We start from the raw sequence: 16,395 nt of genomic DNA on the forward strand, positions 1-16,395 counted from the left end.
TTCTACTCGTCTGGGGTCAGGACCAGGGTCGCAAGTGGGGGCAGCGTTAGCGAAGCGGAGGTGGGTTGGCCATGCCACCCATCACCTTCCGCTGACACATAACCTCCATTGCCGGAGCCGGTTCCTCCGTATTCCGTCGCGTCGCTGTTGAAGATCTCCCGCCAGTTCCCGGCCGAGGGCAGGCCCACGCGGAACTCCGAACGCTGGACCGGCGCGAAGTTGCAGATCACGGCAACCGGCGCATCGCCGTCATGTCCCTTGCGCAGGAAGCTGAAGGCGTTGTTGTCGGCATCGCCGCCGTCGATCCACTGGAACCCCTCCGGCTCGCAATCGCGCGCATGAAGCGCGGGGTGCGACCGATAGCATGCGTTCAGGTCCCTCACGAGACGTTGCAGGCCCGCATGGTTCGGGTCATCCAGAAGGTGCCAGTCGAGGCTTCTGTCGTGGGACCATTCCCGCTCCTGCCCGAACTCGCCGCCCATGAAGAGCAGTTTCTTGCCGGGATGGGTCCACATCCACGACAGATAGGCGCGCAGGTTGGCGAAACGCTGCCACCGGTCGCCGGGCATCTTTCCCAGAAGAGATCCTTTGCCATGCACGACCTCGTCGTGACTGAGGGGCAGGACGAAGTTCTCCGAGAAGGCGTAGTGGAGACCGAAGGTCATCTTGTCGTGGTGCCAACGTCGATTGAGCGGGTCTTCGGCCATGTATTGGAGGGTGTCGTGCATCCACCCCATGTTCCATTTGAAGTCGAAGCCCAGCCCGTCCTGATCCACGGGGCGGGAGACACCGGGGAAAGCCGTCGATTCCTCCGCGATGGTCTGGCCGGTCGTGCGCTCGGCGACCTGGGTGTTCACATTGCGCAGGAAGTCGATGGCATCGAGGTTTTCGCGTCCGCCATAGCGGTTGGGGATCCACTCGTCGGGGCCGCGCGAATAGTCGAGATAGAGCATGGAGGCCACCGCATCGACGCGGAGGGCGTCGATATGGAATTCCTTCAGCCAATAGAGCGCGGATGCCCGCAGGAAGTTCGACACCTCGTTGCGGCCGAAATTGTAGATCAGGGTGTTCCAGTCCTTGTGGAACCCGAGGCGCGGATCCTCGTGCTCGTAGAGCGCGGTCCCGTCGAACCGGGCGAGCCCGTGCTCGTCGGAGGGGAAATGCGCGGGCACCCAATCCATGATGACGCCGATGCCCGCCTCGTGAAGGTGGTTCACCATCGCCGCGAAATCGGCCGGATCGCCAAAGCGGGACGTGGGCGCGAACATCCCGATGGGCTGATAGCCCCAGGACGGGGTGTAGGGATGCTCGCTCAGTGGCAGGAACTCGACATGGGTGAACCCCATATCCTGGACGTAATCGGCGAGGATCGGACCCACTTCGGTGTAGGACAGGACGCGGTCTCCGTCCCCACGCCGCCAGGATCCCAGATGGACCTCGTAGATGCTGACCGGTTCGCCGCGCAGATCGCGGCGGCCGCGGCCGGTCCATTCGTCATCTGTCCAGTCGGGGCTGATACGGGCGACGACGGACGCGGTGCCCGGAGGCTCCTCCATCTGGAAGGCCAACGGATCCGCCTTCAGAGGCAGCAGATCGCCGTGCACGCCGACGATCTCGAACTTGTAGAGATCGCCTGCGCCCACCTCGGGGACGAACAATTCCCACAGGCCGCCTCCGAGCCGGCGGCGCATGGGATGACGCCGGCCGTCCCACGCGTTGAAATGGCCCACCACGCTGACGCGCCTCGCATTCGGGGCCCAGACGACGAACGAGGTCCCTTCAATGCCGTCATGCGTGATCGGATGGGCGCCGAGCTTGGTCCAGAGTTCCTCGTGACGTCCTTCCGCGAAAAGGTATTCATCCATTTCACCCAAAACGGGGGACAGCCGGTAAGGGTCGTCGCGGAGCCATTCATTGTCACCCGCCTTGCACCGCAGGCGGTAAGCGAAAGCTTTCCGACGCCGGGGGAAGGTTGCGTGGAAGACCCCCTCGGGGTGGATGCGATCCATGGTCGCGAGCGGCGCGCCCTTCATGTCGACCACCTCGACCTCGGACGCGTCGGGCGCGAAGACCGTGATGGCAGGCGGGGTGCCATGCATCCCCAAGACGGAGAACGGATCCGAAAGGCGACCGCGCACGATCGCCTCGCAGGTGGCTGCGTCCGGTCCGCTGCGGCTGACCTTGTCCATCATCTCCCTCCCAAGACCTGCAGGAGGCCTTTCATCGGAACGCCGATCCACGATGGCCGGAACTCTCTCTCATAGGCGATTTCGTAGGCGCATTTCCGGATCATCCACAGATCCAGCATCGCGGCTTCGAACTCGGCGTCTCCGCGAAGCTCCTCGCCGACTGTCCTGCGCCACTCGGTCAGGAACGCGCCCGCCGTCGCCTTGCGCCAGCCGTCGATCTGCGCGGCGGCGTGGTCCCGATCGGCGCCGCCTTCGACCCTGCGGGCGAGGGCGGTCCAGAGCGCGTAATCGAAGCTGCGAAGCATGCCCGCGACATCGCGCAATGGAGACGACTTCGCCTGACGTTCGGCAAGCGACCGGGATGGTTCGCCTTCAAAGTCGATGATCGCCACATCGTTCTGCGCGACCAACACCTGCCCCAGATGGTAGTCGCCGTGCACCCGGCACTCGGCCCCCGAGGGCGTGATATCGGCCACTGCGTCGATACGGGCGAGGATTTCGTCGCGCCTCGAGAGGATGGCGTCTGCCGGGGCGCGGGCATCCTCCTCGACCGTCTTCGGGTCGATCCGGGAGAGGACGCCTTCGACCTCCTTACGGGTCTCCGCCACGAGATCGGACAGCCGATCCTGTGTGAACGGGTCCGTCCCGAACGCGCCTTCGCCGCTGCTGAGCGCGAGATGCATCTGGCCGGTGCGCCGGCCCAGCAAGGTGCCGAGGTCGAGCGCGCCGACGGCCAGGGGGCGATCGTCGCCGTCATGACCGATCTCGCGGGCCTCCATCTCGCGGTCCAGCCCTTCGGTGACGAAGGACCAGGCATCGCCCTGGTTGGCGACATATTCCGAGACCGCGGCAAGGACGGTCGCGGTGCCGTCATCGGCGACCCAAGTCGCCGTTCCCAAGAGCCGTGGCGTGGCATCGAAATCCGTCTGCTCCGTCAGGAAGCGGGCGACCTCGATATCGGGCTGCACACCGGCATGAATTCTGCGGTAGAGTTTCAGGATCACCTGATCGGAGAATGCGACGGACGCGTTCGACTGTTCGGCGCCCAGCATCCGCGGCTCTCCGGCGGCCTCGGTCTCCGGGAGATCCCGGCCAGCAAATACGAGCCGGCCGCCCTCCCCCGAGATCTCTCGGCCCTCCCGCATCGCCCCGAGGAGCGCGCGCGCCATGTCTTCGTCGGATGCGCCGTCCCGGATCGCGCCGACCTTGTTCTGCCGCCGCAGCTTGGCCAGCGTCGCCGGCAGCTTGGGCGACATGCCGAGGGCATCCTCGTCCCAGATCGCGGCAAGCGGCATGAAGTAGGACTGTGTCTCGCCTCCGGTTTCGACCTGGGCCACGGCCAGCATGTGACGGCCGTCCTCGAATTCGCCGAGCTGGCGAAGGCTGACCGATCCCGCGCCAGCGCTCTTGCCTGCGAACCACCTCTGGAGAGCCACGTATTGCGGCAGGCTGTGCTGCTCGAACTGTGCCCCTTCGCGGCCAGACAACGCTGTGGACAATGTGCCGTCCCGCGTCGTCAGGGTCACGAAATCCGGCAGGACGGGGGGGACCGGGGTGTGCCAGTCCGGTGCCTCCTCTTCGGGTGCAAGGAGGAACCAGAAAAACCCGTAGGCCGGCAGCGTCAGCATGTAGGGCAACTCGCCCACTGGCGGAAAGCGCGACTGGCCGACCAGCTCGACCGGGACCCGGCCCTCGTACCGGCTGAGGTCGATCTCGACTGCTTGCGGCGCCCGGCTCAGGTTCGCGACGCAGAGGACGGCGCCATCGCCTGCCTCTCCGGCCGGGACATCCTTGTTGCGGCGGATATAGGCGAGGATCTTGCGGTTCGTGGGATAGAGCAGGTCGATCTCGCCGCGGCCGAACACGTCGTGCCGCTTGCGGACGGAGACCATCCGCTTGATCCAGTTGAGATACGAGGACGGCGACGCGGCCTGCGCCTCGACGTTCACCGCATCGTAGCCGTAGATCGCGTCCTGGATCGTCGGCAGGTACAGCCGCTGCGGATCGGTGCGCGAGAAGCCGGCATTGCGGTCCGCGCTCCATTGCATGGGGGTCCGGACGCCGTCGCGATCGCCCAGATAGATGTTGTCGCCCATCATGATCTCGTCGCCGTAATACATGATCGGCGTGCCGGGCATGGACAGCAGCATCGAATTCAGGAGTTCGATCTTGCGCCGGTCATTCTGCATGAGCGGCGCAAGACGGCGGCGGATGCCCATGTTGATGCGCGCCCGCTTGTCGGCGGCATAGGTCTCCCAGAGATAGTCACGCTCCCGGTCGGTCACCATTTCGAGCGTAAGTTCATCGTGGTTTCGCAGGAAGATGCCCCACTGACATTCCTCGGGGATCTCGGGCGTCTGGCGGATGATGTCGCTGATCGCGTGCCGATCCTCCTGCGCGACGGCCATGTACATCCGCGGCATCAGCGGGAAGTGGAACCCCATGTGGCATTCGTCGCCGTCCCCGAAATAGGGGCGGGTGTCCTCGGGCCATTGGTTGGCCTCGGCCAGCAGCATCCGGCCGGAATAGTGCTCGTCCAGATCCTTGCGGATCGCCTTCAGGACATCGTGCGTCTCGGGCAGGTTCTCGTTGTTCGTGCCGTCGCGTTCGACCAGATAGGGGATCGCGTCGAGGCGGAGGCCGTCGACCCCCATGTCCAGCCAGAAATGCATCACCTCCAGAACCTTGGAGAGAACCTCGGGGTTGTCGAAGTTCAGATCCGGCTGGTGGTCGAAGAACCGGTGCCAGTAGAATTGCTCGGCCACCGGATCCCATGTCCAGTTGCTGTCGTGGGTGTCGTTGAAGATCACGCGCGTCTTGTCCATCCACTTGTTGGGATCGTCCGACCAGACGTAGAAATCCCGTTCCGGACTGCCTTTCGGCGCCCGTCGTGCGCGCTGGAACCATTCATGCTGGTCGCTCGTGTGGTTGATGACCAGTTCGGTGATCACCTTGAGCCCGCGCCGATGCGCTTCCTCCACGAAGGCCTGAAAATCTTCGAGCGTCCCGTATTGGGGGTTCACCGCCTTGTATTCGGCGATGTCGTAGCCGTCGTCGCGCAGGGGAGACGGGTAGAACGGCAGGATCCAGACGGCCGTCGCCCCAAGCGACTGAACGTGATCAAGCCGCTGCATGAGCCCGGCGAAGTCGCCGATCCCGTCGCCGTTGCTGTCCTGGAATGCCTTGACGTGACATTGGTAGATGATCGCGTCCTTGAACCAATCCTCCCTCTTGGCATCGGCGACGATCGTCGGGGCAGGGCTGCTCATCGGGGGCCTCCGGGCGGGGTCAGCTTCCAGATCGCGTAGGGACGGGTTTCCGGGTCGAGGGTGAGGCGATGCCGCATTCCGTGCCAGGTGAAGCTGTTGCCGTGGATCAGATCCTGAACCTCGACGCTGGCCTCGTTCGGCAGACCGAACTCCCAGAGGGGAACTTCGAATTCGAACTCGGCGCCGCCATGGGGGTCGAGCAGAACGTGGAACAGTACCGCGTCACCGCTTTCGGCATCATGGCGAAGGTAGGCGAGGACCCGATCGTCATAGGCGGGCACAAAGCGCAGGTTCAGGTGATCCCGCATCGCCGGGTGGTCCCTGCGGATCCGGTTGATCAGGCGGACGTCGCCCTTGATGTGGCCCGGCGCGTCCAGATCCCTGTGCTTCAACTCGTACTTTTCGCTGTCGAGATATTCCTCCTTGCCCGGCATCGGCGTGCCTTCGCAGAATTCGAAGCCGGAATAGAGGCCCCAGTTCCCCGCAAGAGATCCGGCAAGGATCGCGCGGGTCCTGAATCCGGGACGTCCGGATGTCTGAAGCAGAACCGGATTGATGTCGGGCGTGTTGACGAAGAAGTTGACGCGCATGTGGTCGCGGCATTCTTCGGTCGTCAGCTCGGTCAGATAGTCGGTCAGCTCCGCCTTGGTGTTCCTCCAGGTGAAGTAGCTGTAACTCTGATTGTAGCCGATCTTGGCCAGCCGCTTCATCACCTTCGGCCGGGTGAAGGCCTCCGCAAGGAAGATTGCGCCGGGATGCGTGCGGCGAACCTCGCCGATCAGCCATTCCCAGAAGGGGAACGGCTTGGTGTGCGGATTGTCGACGCGGAAGATCGTGACCCCGTGATCCGCCCAGAAGAGGAACATGTCGAGCACGGCGCGCCAGAATGGCTCGTTCGGGGCGCCGTCGTCGAGATAATAGCGGAAGTTGACGATATCCTCGTATTTCTTCGGCGGGTTCTCGGCGTATTTGATGCTGCCATCGGGCCGCCATTCGAACCATTTGGGATGCTCGGTCAGCCAGGGATGATCCGGAGACGCGTTGAGCGCGATGTCGAGGGCGATCTCCAGCCCCTTCTTAGAGGCCGCACCGACCAGATGGTCGAAATCGTCCAGCGTGCCGAGGTCGGGGTGAACCGCCATGTGGCCCCCCTCCTCGGACCCGATGGCGTAGGGGCTGCCGACGTCGCCCTCGGCGGCGGTCAGGGTGTTGTTCTTTCCCTTGCGGTTGGTGCGTCCGATCGGATGGATGGGCGGGAAGTAGAGGACGTCGAAGCCCAGATCGGTGACGTAATCGAGATGCCGCTCCACATCGACGAAGGTCCCGTGCTTGCCGGCGGGACCCATCGAGCGCGGGAACAGCTCGTACCACGCCGAGAAGGCCGCACGCTCGCGATCGACCCAGACGGGCTGAGGGGCGCTTTCGGTCAGGTGGGCGCGGGGTCCGATCCGGCTCATCAGGCGGGCCGTCTCGGAGGAGAGGAATGCGGTCTGAGCCGCCTCGGTCTTGGCCGACGCACGCAATGCCTTGAGCGCGTCTGCGTCGTCACCTCGTGCGCGCAGTCCCGTGAGCAGGCTTCTCGCCTCTTTCAACTCGACCGCGACCGACTGGCCCGCCGCGACCTTCTTTGCCGTGTCCCGGGCCCAAGTGGCCCAGAGGTCCCGCCACGCGCGGATCGTGTAGCTTGCCGGCCCCGGGCCATCGAAGGCGATCCGTCCGGTCCACCGGTCATTCACGTCGTGCGTAAGGGCAGAGGAGCGGGTCGTGCCGTCCCCCTTCGTCGCCACCACCTCGGCGCCCAGAACCTCGTGCCCGTCGGAAAAGATGTCCGCCGATATCTCCACGGGGCGCCCGGCGACGACCTTCGCGGCGAACCGGCCCATATCGACTGACGGCCGGATGCTTTCGATCGCCAGCCTCGGGGCGTCGATCTCGAATGTCTCGGTCGCCGGCCGCGTCTTGCCCGACCGGGCCCTGGTCTTTAGGTCCTTCACTGTCAGCCCCCGTCGTGATTGTTCGTTAACTAGTACAATCGGGAAGCCGCCCGTCGGGTTCCCGATCCAACCGGGCGCGCCGGCGGGTATCTGGACGGCCTTCGTGGCGGTCGAGATAGGCGATCCGGCGCAAATCCTTCATCCGTCTCGCCAAAAACCGAGCCTCGGAGAGACCCGGTCCGGCGGCAGGCTGTCCCGATGAATCCTGTGGGGGTGGCACAGCGGAAGTGGGGAAGGGCCGTTCAGCCGACGGACCCGCGCGGAAGCTCGATCCGGAAGACGGTTCCGGTCTCGTCCGACCGTTCCAACGCGATGGTGCCGCCATGGCCGCGGACCAGTTCGGCGGCGATGGCGAGGCCGAGACCCGTGCCCCCCTTCCGTACCGTGCCCTTGAAGGCCTCGAACAGGTTCTCGCGAGCCTTGGGGGGCAGACCCGGACCGTCATCTTCCACGCAGATGACCCAGGTTTCGGGGGTCTCGCTGGCATGGACCCGGATCGTTCCGACGGCGCCCGCCGCCTGGATCGCCTGGCGCGCGTTGCGGATGAGATTGCCGACGACGCGGTGCATCTGTTCCCGATCGGCCCGGAGCGCCATTGCGGCCGGGACGTCCGCCTCGATCCTGATGCCACCGTCGGCGACGGATAGCTGCTCGGTTTCGCAGATCTCGTTCAGGAAGGGCAGGGCGGGGAGGTATTCGAGGCGGGGCGGCGCCTCTTCGGCGCGCCCGAAGGCCAGCGTGCCCTCGGTCAGGTTCACGGCGCGCGTCAGGGAGGCGACCAGTTTCGGGGCCACGCGCTGCACGGTCGGATCTTCGACGCTTTCGAGGCGGTCCGACAGGAGCGTCGTCGTCGTCAGGATATTGCGCAGGTCATGGGCGATCTTGGCCACCGCGCCGCCGAGCTGCGCCAGACGCTCCTTCTGGCGGAGCGCCGTGGACAATTCGGTCTGGAGATCGCGCAAGGCCGTCTCCGCCTCGTGCAATTCCCGGATCCGCGACCGGGGCTCGATAATGCGGCGCGCATCTTCCGGCGCCGCCGCGTAGCGCATCATGAAGCCCACCAGAGACTTGATCGGCTGCACCATCAGGCGCCTCACGGCGAGGAACAGGAACGCCGCCGTGATCGCGGAGATCACCGCCGACAGGATCAGGATGTTCAGCCCGTATTCGAGCATCGCGCGATGGAGCGGCTGCGTGTCCAGTGCCGCTTCGATCTGGAGGCCGCCGCCTTGCGCCGGCTCTCCGATGACGCGGATGATGTCGCCGCCGGGCATGAAGAAGCGTGTCAGCGCATCCGTGATCAGCGTCACGGGTGACGGATCCCGGAGGTCCACCGTCTTCGAGATCGGCCGCGGCAGGTCTGAGCTGAGAACGAGTTGACGTGCCGCATCCCGGCGCAGGACGACGTTCAGGACGCCGGCATTCTCCAGAAGTTCCAGCTCGACCTCTTCGGGGATCATCCCGTCCGCGCCCAGCAAGGCAAGCGATGCGATCTGCGCGCGTTCCAGGCGTTCCGTCAGATAGTCGAGGCGATAGCGGGCGATCGAGGGCACGAAGATCAGCACCTCGGCCAGCATCACGAAGATGACGGTCAGGATCAGGAACCGCCCGGACAGGCTGGTAAGCATGGGTTCGCGTCGCATCGGGATCGGTGTGGCGCGGGCCGTGCCGGGGGGCAAGGCCCGCGCGCTCTTACGGAAGATACTTCTGGACGAAGCGAACCGCCTTCTTGACGGTCTCGTTCTCGAAGAGCCGGGGCACGTAATACTGCCCGGCCGCCCGCTTTGATATCTCGCCCAGCGTCGGATAGGGCGCGACCATGGCGGCGACCTGGCTGATCTTCATCTTGTTCGCCAACACGAGCGCCCAGAGGCCGATCAGCTCCCCGGCCTGCGCCCCTGCGATCGAAACGCCGACCGGGCGGCCCTTGTAGACCATGACCTTGATGAGGCCTTCGGTCTTGCCTTCGGCGATGGCGCGGTCGTTCTCGTGATACGGAAAGCGGAGCACTTCCAGATGGATCCCATGCTCCTTCTTGGCCTGCGCCTCGGTCAGTCCGACCTGGGCGAGTTCCGGATCGGTATAAGTCGCCCACGGAATGTGATCGGTCCGCGCCTTCGCGGGCAGGCCGAAGAGGATCGGCCGGATGACCGTGGCGCCGTGATAGCCGGCGACATGGGTGAATTGCAGCCCGCCGGCGACGTCGCCGATCGCGTAGACCTTCTTGTTCGTGGTCCGCAGATCGGCACCGACCTCGATTGATCGGTCGTGTTTCACGCCCGCCGCATCGAGGTTCAGCTTGTCGACGTTTGCTTTCCGCCCGACCGCCATCAGGAGATGCGTGCCCGTGAAGTCTCCCCTCGGCGTGTGGACCGTGATCGCACCGTCTCTGCCGGAGACCTTCTCGACCTGAGCCTCTTCAACGATCTCGACACCTTCGGCGCGCAAACGCTTGAGGACGACGTCCGCCATTTCCGGGTCGTCCTTGCCGAGCGCCTTTGCACCTTCGATCACCGTGACCTTGCAGCCAAGCCGCACATGCGCCTGCGCCATCTCCATTCCGATGGGGCCTCCACCGACCACGATCAGGTGGTCCGGCTTTTCCATCAGGTCGAAGATGTCCTCGTTGGTATAGTGGCGCACGGCATCCAGCCCCGGTATCGGGGGCACGAAGGGCGAGGAACCGGTGGCGATCACGATGCGCCGCGCCTTGATCCGGTAGGGGCCGGCCTCGACGATGTCCTCGCCCGCAAAGCGGCCGAACTCGCGGATGACGCGGACGCCCAGCCCCTCGAAGCGCTCCTGGCTGTCGACAGGCGCGATCGTGGCGATCGTGTTGGCGACATGGCGCTTTGCGGCGGCGTAGTCGATCTCTGGCGCCACCGGCGTCACGCCGAACTCCGCCCCGGTAGTCATGGCATGGGCGTGCTTGCCGGCGGCGATCAGCGCCTTCGACGGGACGCAGCCGAAGTTGAGGCAGTCGCCGCCCATCTTGTGACCTTCGAGCAGGGTGACGTCCGCCCCCATCTGGCTGGCCCCGTAAGCGACCGACAGGCCGCCCGATCCCGCGCCGATGACCAGCACATCGGTCTTGATGTCCTGCATCGATGCGTCCTCTGCGACGGTTGAGGTGGTCGTATCGAGCGCGTTCATTGCTTTGCCCCCCGGAGCTTCTTGACGAGGATCGGCAGCAGGGCCAGCGCCACGAGGCCGAGGATCGGGCCCAGGATGTGCGGCTCGAAGATGATGCCGAAGTTCGGTGTCTCGCCGCGGGCGAAGACCTCTCCCAGACCGGCTCCGACCCAGGTGTAGACCAAGCCGCCGGGCAGGATGCCGAAGAAGGTGGTGACGACGTATTTCGTCAGGCCGACGCCGACGAAGGCCGGGATCAGGTTGGCCACGAAGAAGGGCACGGCGGGCACCAGGCGCATGATGAAGAGGTAGGAGGTCTCGTCCTCGCGGATGCCGTCCTTGATCTTCTTCACGGTCCCTTCGGACGCGTCCATCCGCGCTGCGAGCCGGTCGCCCAGCCCGTATTTCGCGGCCAGGAAGATGATCGTCGCCCCCACGGTCGCGGCGCCCGCATTGAAGAGGACGCCAGGGAACAGACCGAACAGGAACCCGCCGGTGAGTGTCGCGATCGCCGCGCCCGGAAGCGAGAAGGCCACGATCGCGATATAGGCCGCCACGAAGAGGAGAGCGGTCACGACGTAGTTCGCGTCGCGGTAGGCGATCAGCGCCTCGCGATTTTCGGCGAGCGTCTCGAAGGTGAGATAGTCGCGCAGGAGGAACGCCCCCGCCACGGCGACCGTGCCGATCACGGCAAGCGGGAGGTAGCGGGCGAGGCCCTTCCGTGTTTCGTGAGGCGATGTCTGGGGCATGGTTGTATCTTGCATGGCTGGAGCTCTCTGGATTCGGGTGCGGGTTGCGTTGATCCCGACTTGCCCCGTGGCGTTGGGCCGAGATAGCCACCCTCTCGGACCCGTGAGAACACGTGACGGTTGAGTGCCGTTTTCGAGGTGATGTTACACCTTTCGCAACGGATGCGACGTAGATTTGTTGCAGAGCGGTTGCCGTTGACACGCGTCGATCCTCCGCCTAGGAGGCGGCTTCCCAGTTTTTGCGCGCGGCCCGCCCACGGGGCGCAGGACGCGTGAGGCCCGGAGAGATGATATGAAGCGCACGTTCCAGCCCTCGAACCTCGTCCGCAAGCGCCGGCACGGCTTCCGTGCGCGCATGGCGACGAAGGCCGGCCGCAAGATCCTGAACGCGCGCCGCGCGCGCGGCCGCAAGTCGCTGTCGGCCTGATCCAAGCTTCGGACGAAGTATCGGCGCCGCAGGTCCCGCCTGCGGCGTCTTTGCGCGTGTTGAAGCGTCGCGCGCAGTTCCTGAAGATGAACAGCGCGCTGCGTGTGCCCGCGGGCGCGTTCCTTCTGCAGGCACGCGACCGGGCGGACGGCGACCCGGCGATCGGGGTCGGGTTCACCTGTTCGAAGAAGGTCGGGAATGCGGTCGCCCGCAATCGGGCCAAGCGGCGATTGCGCGAGGCGGCGCGGCTGGTCCTGCCCGCGCGTGGCCAGCCCGGCTGGGACTACGTTCTGATCGGCCGCAGGGATGCGACCGCCGCGCGGGAGTGGGAGGGCCTGCTGGACGATCTGCGACGCGCGCTCGACAAGGCCCATGGGTGATCTGCGCAATGACGCGCCCCATATCTCCGCGATGACCCCCTTCGCCCGCCTCCTCTCCCTGCCGGTGCACGCCTATCGTGCGGTCCTGTCACCCTGGGTCGGGCACAATTGCCGCTACCAGCCGACTTGCTCCGTCTACGCGCTGGAGGCGTTGGAACGTCACGGGGGCCTGCGCGGCGGGTGGCTGGCTCTTCGCCGGCTCGGGCGGTGCCATCCCTGGGGCGGGTCCGGCTACGACCCGGTTCCGGACCGGGAGCGGTGACCGGGCGGGGTTCAGGCGGAATGCGCCCCGTCCGCGAGTGACCGGACATAGGCCAGCACGTCATCGACACTTTCGCCTTTGCCGATCCTCTCGACGATGGCGGAGCCGACGACGCATCCGTCAGCTACGGCAGAGATATCGCGCGCCGCCTCCGGGGTCTTGATGCCGAAGCCCACGATAACCGGCAGATCGGTCGCCGATTTGATCCGCGCGACTTCCGGGGCGACCTTGGATGCATCCGCCGCTCCGGCCCCCGTGATGCCCGTGATCGACACGTAATAGACGAACCCGGACGTGTTCTGCAGTACCTTCGGCAGGCGGGCATCGTCGGTCGTGGGCGTTGCAAGGCGGATGAAGTCGATCTCCGCCTCGAGGGCCGGAAGGCAGAGCTCCTCATCCTCTTCCGGCGGCAGGTCGACGACGATCAGGCCGTCCACGCCCGCGTCCTTCGCCTGCTCCAGAAACGTCTCCACGCCGCGCGAGTAGATGGGGTTGTAATAACCCATCATGACGACCGGCGTCTCGTCGTCGCTCTTGCGGAGCGCGCGTACCGTGTCGAGCGTCCCGTCCAGCGTCATGCCGCCTTCGAGCGCGCGCTGACCGGCGAGCTGGATCGTCGGCCCATCCGCCATCGGGTCGGTGAAGGGCAGCCCGACCTCGATGATGTCGACACCCGCACCGGGGAGACCGCAGACCACCTGACGCGCGGTCTCCTCGTCCGGATCGCCCGCCATCACGTAGGCGACGAACGCCTTTCTGTTCTCGGCCTTCAGCTTCTCGAAACGGGCGGCGATGCGGCTCATGCGGTCCTCTTCCCTGCGTTTCCGCCGATTAGCCGGGCGGGCTGCGCGGCGCAACGTCTGGCAAATTCCGCGCGGACCCCCATATGCGCATCATGAACTACCTTCTTGCTCTCCTGCTGCCGCCGCTCTCCATCTTGCTGGCCGGTCGACCCATCGTCGCGATCGTGTCTTTCCTGATCTGGGTGCCCGCGATCATCTTCTCGGGCGGCCTCGGACATCCGGCCTTCATCGTTCTGGCCTGGATCATCATCTTCGAGCGGAATCGCGATCGCGCCACCTGACGTTGCATGCCGCCTCCGCGCGGCGTAAGGCGCGCGCGACGTCTGGACGGAGGTGGCCATGGGCCTCGCAATCGGCATCGTGGGTCTTCCCAACGTGGGCAAATCCACGCTCTTCAACGCGCTGACGAAGACGGCCGCGGCTCAGGCGGCCAACTTCCCATTCTGTACCATCGAGCCCAATGTCGGTGAGGTGTCCGTGCCCGATGCGCGTCTGCACACGCTGGCCGAGATGGCGCAGTCCAAGCAGACGATCCCGGCGCGCATCACGTTCGTGGACATCGCGGGGCTGGTGAAGGGCGCCTCGAAAGGGGAGGGGCTGGGCAACCAGTTCTTGGCCAACATCCGAGAAACCGATGCGATCGCCCATGTCCTGCGCTGCTTCGAGGACGGCGACGTCACCCATGTCGACGGGCGGGTCGACCCGGTCGCCGACGCGGAAGTGATCGAGACGGAACTCATGATCGCCGACCTCGAGTCGATCGAGAAGCGTCTGGCCAATCTGGTGCGCAAGCTGCGCGGGGGCGACAAGGAGGCCATCGCGCAGGAGCGGCTTCTGAAGGCGGCGCAGGCCGCGCTCGAAGACGGCAAGCCCGCGCGGACTGTGGAGGTTGCGCCGGACGATCTGAAGGCTTGGAGTGGCCTGCAACTCCTGACGCAGAAGCCGATTCTCTATGTCTGCAACGTCGATGAGGCGGCGGCCGCAACCGGGAACGCCCATTCGGAAGCGGTGGCGCGGATGGCAGCGGAGCAAGGCGCCGGAACCGTCGTCATCTCTGCCGCGATCGAGGAAGAGATCGCACAACTCTCAGACGAGGAAGCCGCGGAGTTCCTGTCCGATCTCGGCCTCGAAGAGCCGGGGCTCGATCGGCTCATCCGCGCCGGCTACGCGCTTCTGAAGCTGGAGACCTATTTCACCGTCGGTCCCAAGGAAGCGCGGGCCTGGACGATTCCCCGCGGCACGCTCGCGCCGCAAGCCGCGGGCGTCATCCATGGTGATTTCGAGCGCGGGTTCATCCGTGCCGAGACGATCGCCTACGATGATTTCGTGACCCTCGGGGGAGAGCAGAAGGCAAAGGAAGCCGGCAAGATGCGGGCGGAAGGCAAGGGCTATGTCGTCAGGGATGGCGACGTCCTGCATTTCCTGCACAGCGGCTGAGGGGGCGGCGCACCCCCTCGCGCGCCGCCCACACTGCGGCCTCACTGCATCGTGAAGGTGATTTGTCGCATCGCGGGTGTCGCGAAGCCGCGATCGAGGCGTTATTTACATGACAGATTTCCGGAGGACGACCATGCAACGACGCCATTTCCTCACTGCCGGCCTTGCCGCCTCGACCATTTCATTGTTCCGCGCCGATGCCGCGTCCGCCCAATCGGCGAGGGGCCCGGCCTTCGATCCGGTTCTCGTCCCGACCCGGGCCGACATCGTTCCCGGTGAGATCCATGTGCTACCGGATGCCTTCATGCTCTACTGGACGATGCCCGGTGGGCGGGCGATGCGGTACAGGATCGGAGTTGGCCGCCCCGGCCTCTACGAGTCAGGCGAGTTCTATGTCGGCGCGAAGAAGGAGTGGCCCTCCTGGACCCCCACCGCCTCGATGATCGAGCGAGAGCCAGAGAAGTACGAGCAATACAAGGACGGCGTCCCGGGCGGGCCTGAAAATCCCCTGGGCGCGCGTGCGCTCTACCTTTTCCAGCCGGGGCGCGGCGATACGTTCCTGCGGATCCACGGAACCAACGCGCCGGGAACGATCGGCAGCGCCGTGTCCAATGGCTGCGCGCGGCTGATCAACCCGGAGATCATCGATCTCTACAATCGGGTTCCGATGAAATCGCGCGTGCTGCTCTATCCGAAGGCCGCTTGAGGGCGCTCGCCGCCCTGCTGATCGCGGCCGGGCCCGCATCCGCGGATTGCGGGCCCGAGGATGTCTTCATGTCCTGCACGGTCGCGGACGGTCGGGCGCTGTCGGTGCATTACGACGCATGCTCGGCCCGTTACAGCTTCGGGAAGATCGGCAAGCCGGAACTGACGCTTGACCGGCCGCTGACGGATCTTGGTTTCAAGCCGTGGCCCGGCATCGGTCGAGATATCTGGGAAGCGGCGATCTTTCTGACGGATGGCCACCGTTACGAAGTTTTTGCCGGCTTTCAGAGGCCTTTGGGTGACGAGGTCGTCGAGGTGGCCCCGCCGACATTCGGAGGGGTCGTGGTCTCGCGCGGCGGCGAGGACATCGCTCGGTTCGAGTGTCGCACGGGCACAGTCGAGTGGGCCTATGGCTGGCCGGGACTTCTAGACGCGAAAGCTGCGGCTGGCGGCGACTGGGATCCCGCGCGGAAACTCTGGCATCCCGCTGAATAATCTTGCGCCCGTCTTGCCCCATCAGCGCGGTGCGGTTAGAGCGGTCGACGGAGACGTGGCCGAGTGGTCGAAGGCGCTCCCCTGCTAAGGGAGTAGGCGGGAAACCGTCTCGAGGGTTCGAATCCCTTCGTCTCCGCCACTTGCCCTCGCGAAAGCGTTCTCCCGATAAGGCTGCGGCCGGATTTTTCCGTTGTTTTCGCGGGTTGTGCGCGAAGAGCTGAGCACTGGCCCCGGTGCGAGGAGGCCCGAAAGCAGTCTCTCAGGGCCGATATTCTCCGGTGAGGTGCTCCCCGGAAATTGGACACTGACGGAAGCTACGGTCTGAGGTCATCCTGGTCTTCGAGGAGGAGATGGAAGAGATGGCGAAGAGGAAGCGGCACGCGGCTGCGTTCAAGGCGAAGGTGGCGCTCGAGGCGCTGCGCGGCGAGCAGACGGTGGCCGAGCTGGCGGCTCGGTTCGAGGTGCATCCGACGCTGATCCACCAGTGGAAGAAGGCCTTGCTTGAGGGGGCGTCCGGCGTGTTCGAGAAGGGCGCCGCGAGCAAGGCGCCCGA

The 16,395-nt window shown here is 65.5% G+C and carries 15 protein-coding genes and 1 tRNA gene; 9 read left to right on the plus strand and 7 right to left on the minus strand.

Going from position 1 to position 16,395, the window contains the following annotated elements; translation table 11 throughout:
- Positions 1 to 2 precede the first annotated feature (2 nt).
- From glgB to jaqu_RS03955, 6 genes are all read right to left on the minus strand, one after another.
- Entirely contained in the window at positions 3 to 2,192 is a 2,190-nt protein-coding gene (gene glgB / locus jaqu_RS03930; RefSeq protein ID WP_392387212.1) for a 1,4-alpha-glucan branching protein GlgB, read from the minus strand.
- Positions 2,189 to 5,458: a maltose alpha-D-glucosyltransferase gene (treS, locus tag jaqu_RS03935; RefSeq protein ID WP_043917621.1), complete on the minus strand. Its 3,270-nt coding sequence runs from the start codon at positions 5,456 to 5,458 to the stop codon at positions 2,189 to 2,191. Before treS ends, glgB begins: the two co-directional genes overlap by 4 nt.
- Positions 5,455 to 7,452, minus strand: coding sequence for an alpha-1,4-glucan--maltose-1-phosphate maltosyltransferase (locus jaqu_RS03940; protein ID WP_084629345.1), 1,998 nt, complete (start codon positions 7,450 to 7,452; stop codon positions 5,455 to 5,457). Before jaqu_RS03940 ends, treS begins: the two co-directional genes overlap by 4 nt.
- A gap of 242 nt (positions 7,453 to 7,694) precedes the next feature.
- Positions 7,695 to 9,080 (minus strand): sensor histidine kinase, encoded by a 1,386-nt coding sequence (locus jaqu_RS03945; RefSeq protein ID WP_043917622.1) that lies wholly within the window; start codon positions 9,078 to 9,080, stop codon positions 7,695 to 7,697.
- A gap of 64 nt (positions 9,081 to 9,144) precedes the next feature.
- Positions 9,145 to 10,557: a dihydrolipoyl dehydrogenase family protein gene (locus jaqu_RS03950; protein WP_043917659.1), complete on the minus strand. Its 1,413-nt coding sequence runs from the start codon at positions 10,555 to 10,557 to the stop codon at positions 9,145 to 9,147.
- A gap of 44 nt (positions 10,558 to 10,601) precedes the next feature.
- Positions 10,602 to 11,348: a TVP38/TMEM64 family protein gene (locus jaqu_RS03955; RefSeq protein ID WP_043917623.1), complete on the minus strand. Its 747-nt coding sequence runs from the start codon at positions 11,346 to 11,348 to the stop codon at positions 10,602 to 10,604.
- Positions 11,349 to 11,625: 277 nt separating this feature from the next.
- On the opposite strand from jaqu_RS03955, the gene rpmH reads away from it, so the two are divergent.
- The 3 genes from rpmH to yidD are packed head-to-tail and all read left to right on the plus strand — an operon-like array spanning position 11,626 to position 12,402.
- Positions 11,626 to 11,760 carry a 50S ribosomal protein L34 gene (gene rpmH / locus jaqu_RS03960; protein WP_012177012.1) on the plus strand — a complete coding sequence of 45 codons (135 nt, stop codon included), beginning with the start codon at positions 11,626 to 11,628 and terminating at the stop codon, positions 11,758 to 11,760.
- A 56-nt stretch (positions 11,761 to 11,816) separates the two neighbouring features.
- Complete coding sequence (gene rnpA, locus jaqu_RS03965; protein ID WP_052500765.1) at positions 11,817 to 12,140, plus strand: ribonuclease P protein component; 324 nt, start codon at positions 11,817 to 11,819, stop codon at positions 12,138 to 12,140.
- A gap of 31 nt (positions 12,141 to 12,171) precedes the next feature.
- Entirely contained in the window at positions 12,172 to 12,402 is a 231-nt protein-coding gene (yidD, locus tag jaqu_RS03970) for a membrane protein insertion efficiency factor YidD (protein ID WP_043917660.1), read from the plus strand.
- Between the two features lie 11 nt (positions 12,403 to 12,413).
- Here yidD and trpA read toward each other — a convergent pair whose 3' ends face one another.
- Positions 12,414 to 13,205: a tryptophan synthase subunit alpha gene (gene trpA, locus jaqu_RS03975; protein ID WP_043917625.1), complete on the minus strand. Its 792-nt coding sequence runs from the start codon at positions 13,203 to 13,205 to the stop codon at positions 12,414 to 12,416.
- A gap of 92 nt (positions 13,206 to 13,297) precedes the next feature.
- Between trpA and jaqu_RS03980 the strand changes: the two genes are divergently transcribed.
- The 6 genes from jaqu_RS03980 to jaqu_RS21930 all read left to right on the plus strand — a co-directional run.
- A complete protein-coding gene (locus jaqu_RS03980; RefSeq protein ID WP_043917661.1) occupies positions 13,298 to 13,486 on the plus strand; it encodes a hypothetical protein in 189 nt (62 codons plus the stop codon).
- A 58-nt stretch (positions 13,487 to 13,544) separates the two neighbouring features.
- Positions 13,545 to 14,642: a redox-regulated ATPase YchF gene (gene ychF / locus jaqu_RS03985; protein ID WP_043917626.1), complete on the plus strand. Its 1,098-nt coding sequence runs from the start codon at positions 13,545 to 13,547 to the stop codon at positions 14,640 to 14,642.
- 133 nt (positions 14,643 to 14,775) lie between these two features.
- Entirely contained in the window at positions 14,776 to 15,348 is a 573-nt protein-coding gene (locus jaqu_RS03990; protein ID WP_043917627.1) for a L,D-transpeptidase, read from the plus strand.
- Complete coding sequence (locus jaqu_RS03995) at positions 15,345 to 15,842, plus strand: hypothetical protein (protein ID WP_052500764.1); 498 nt, start codon at positions 15,345 to 15,347, stop codon at positions 15,840 to 15,842. The genes jaqu_RS03990 and jaqu_RS03995 overlap by 4 nt, the downstream gene beginning before the upstream one ends.
- Positions 15,843 to 15,891: 49 nt before the next feature.
- A tRNA-Ser gene (locus jaqu_RS04000) sits at positions 15,892 to 15,981 on the plus strand.
- 211 nt (positions 15,982 to 16,192) lie between these two features.
- Positions 16,193 to 16,395 (plus strand): transposase (locus jaqu_RS21930; protein ID WP_152626950.1); only part of this gene is annotated, 203 nt, incomplete at its 3' end.

This window comes from Jannaschia aquimarina, assembly GCF_000877395.1.
Taxonomy (GTDB): domain Bacteria; phylum Pseudomonadota; class Alphaproteobacteria; order Rhodobacterales; family Rhodobacteraceae; genus Jannaschia; species Jannaschia aquimarina.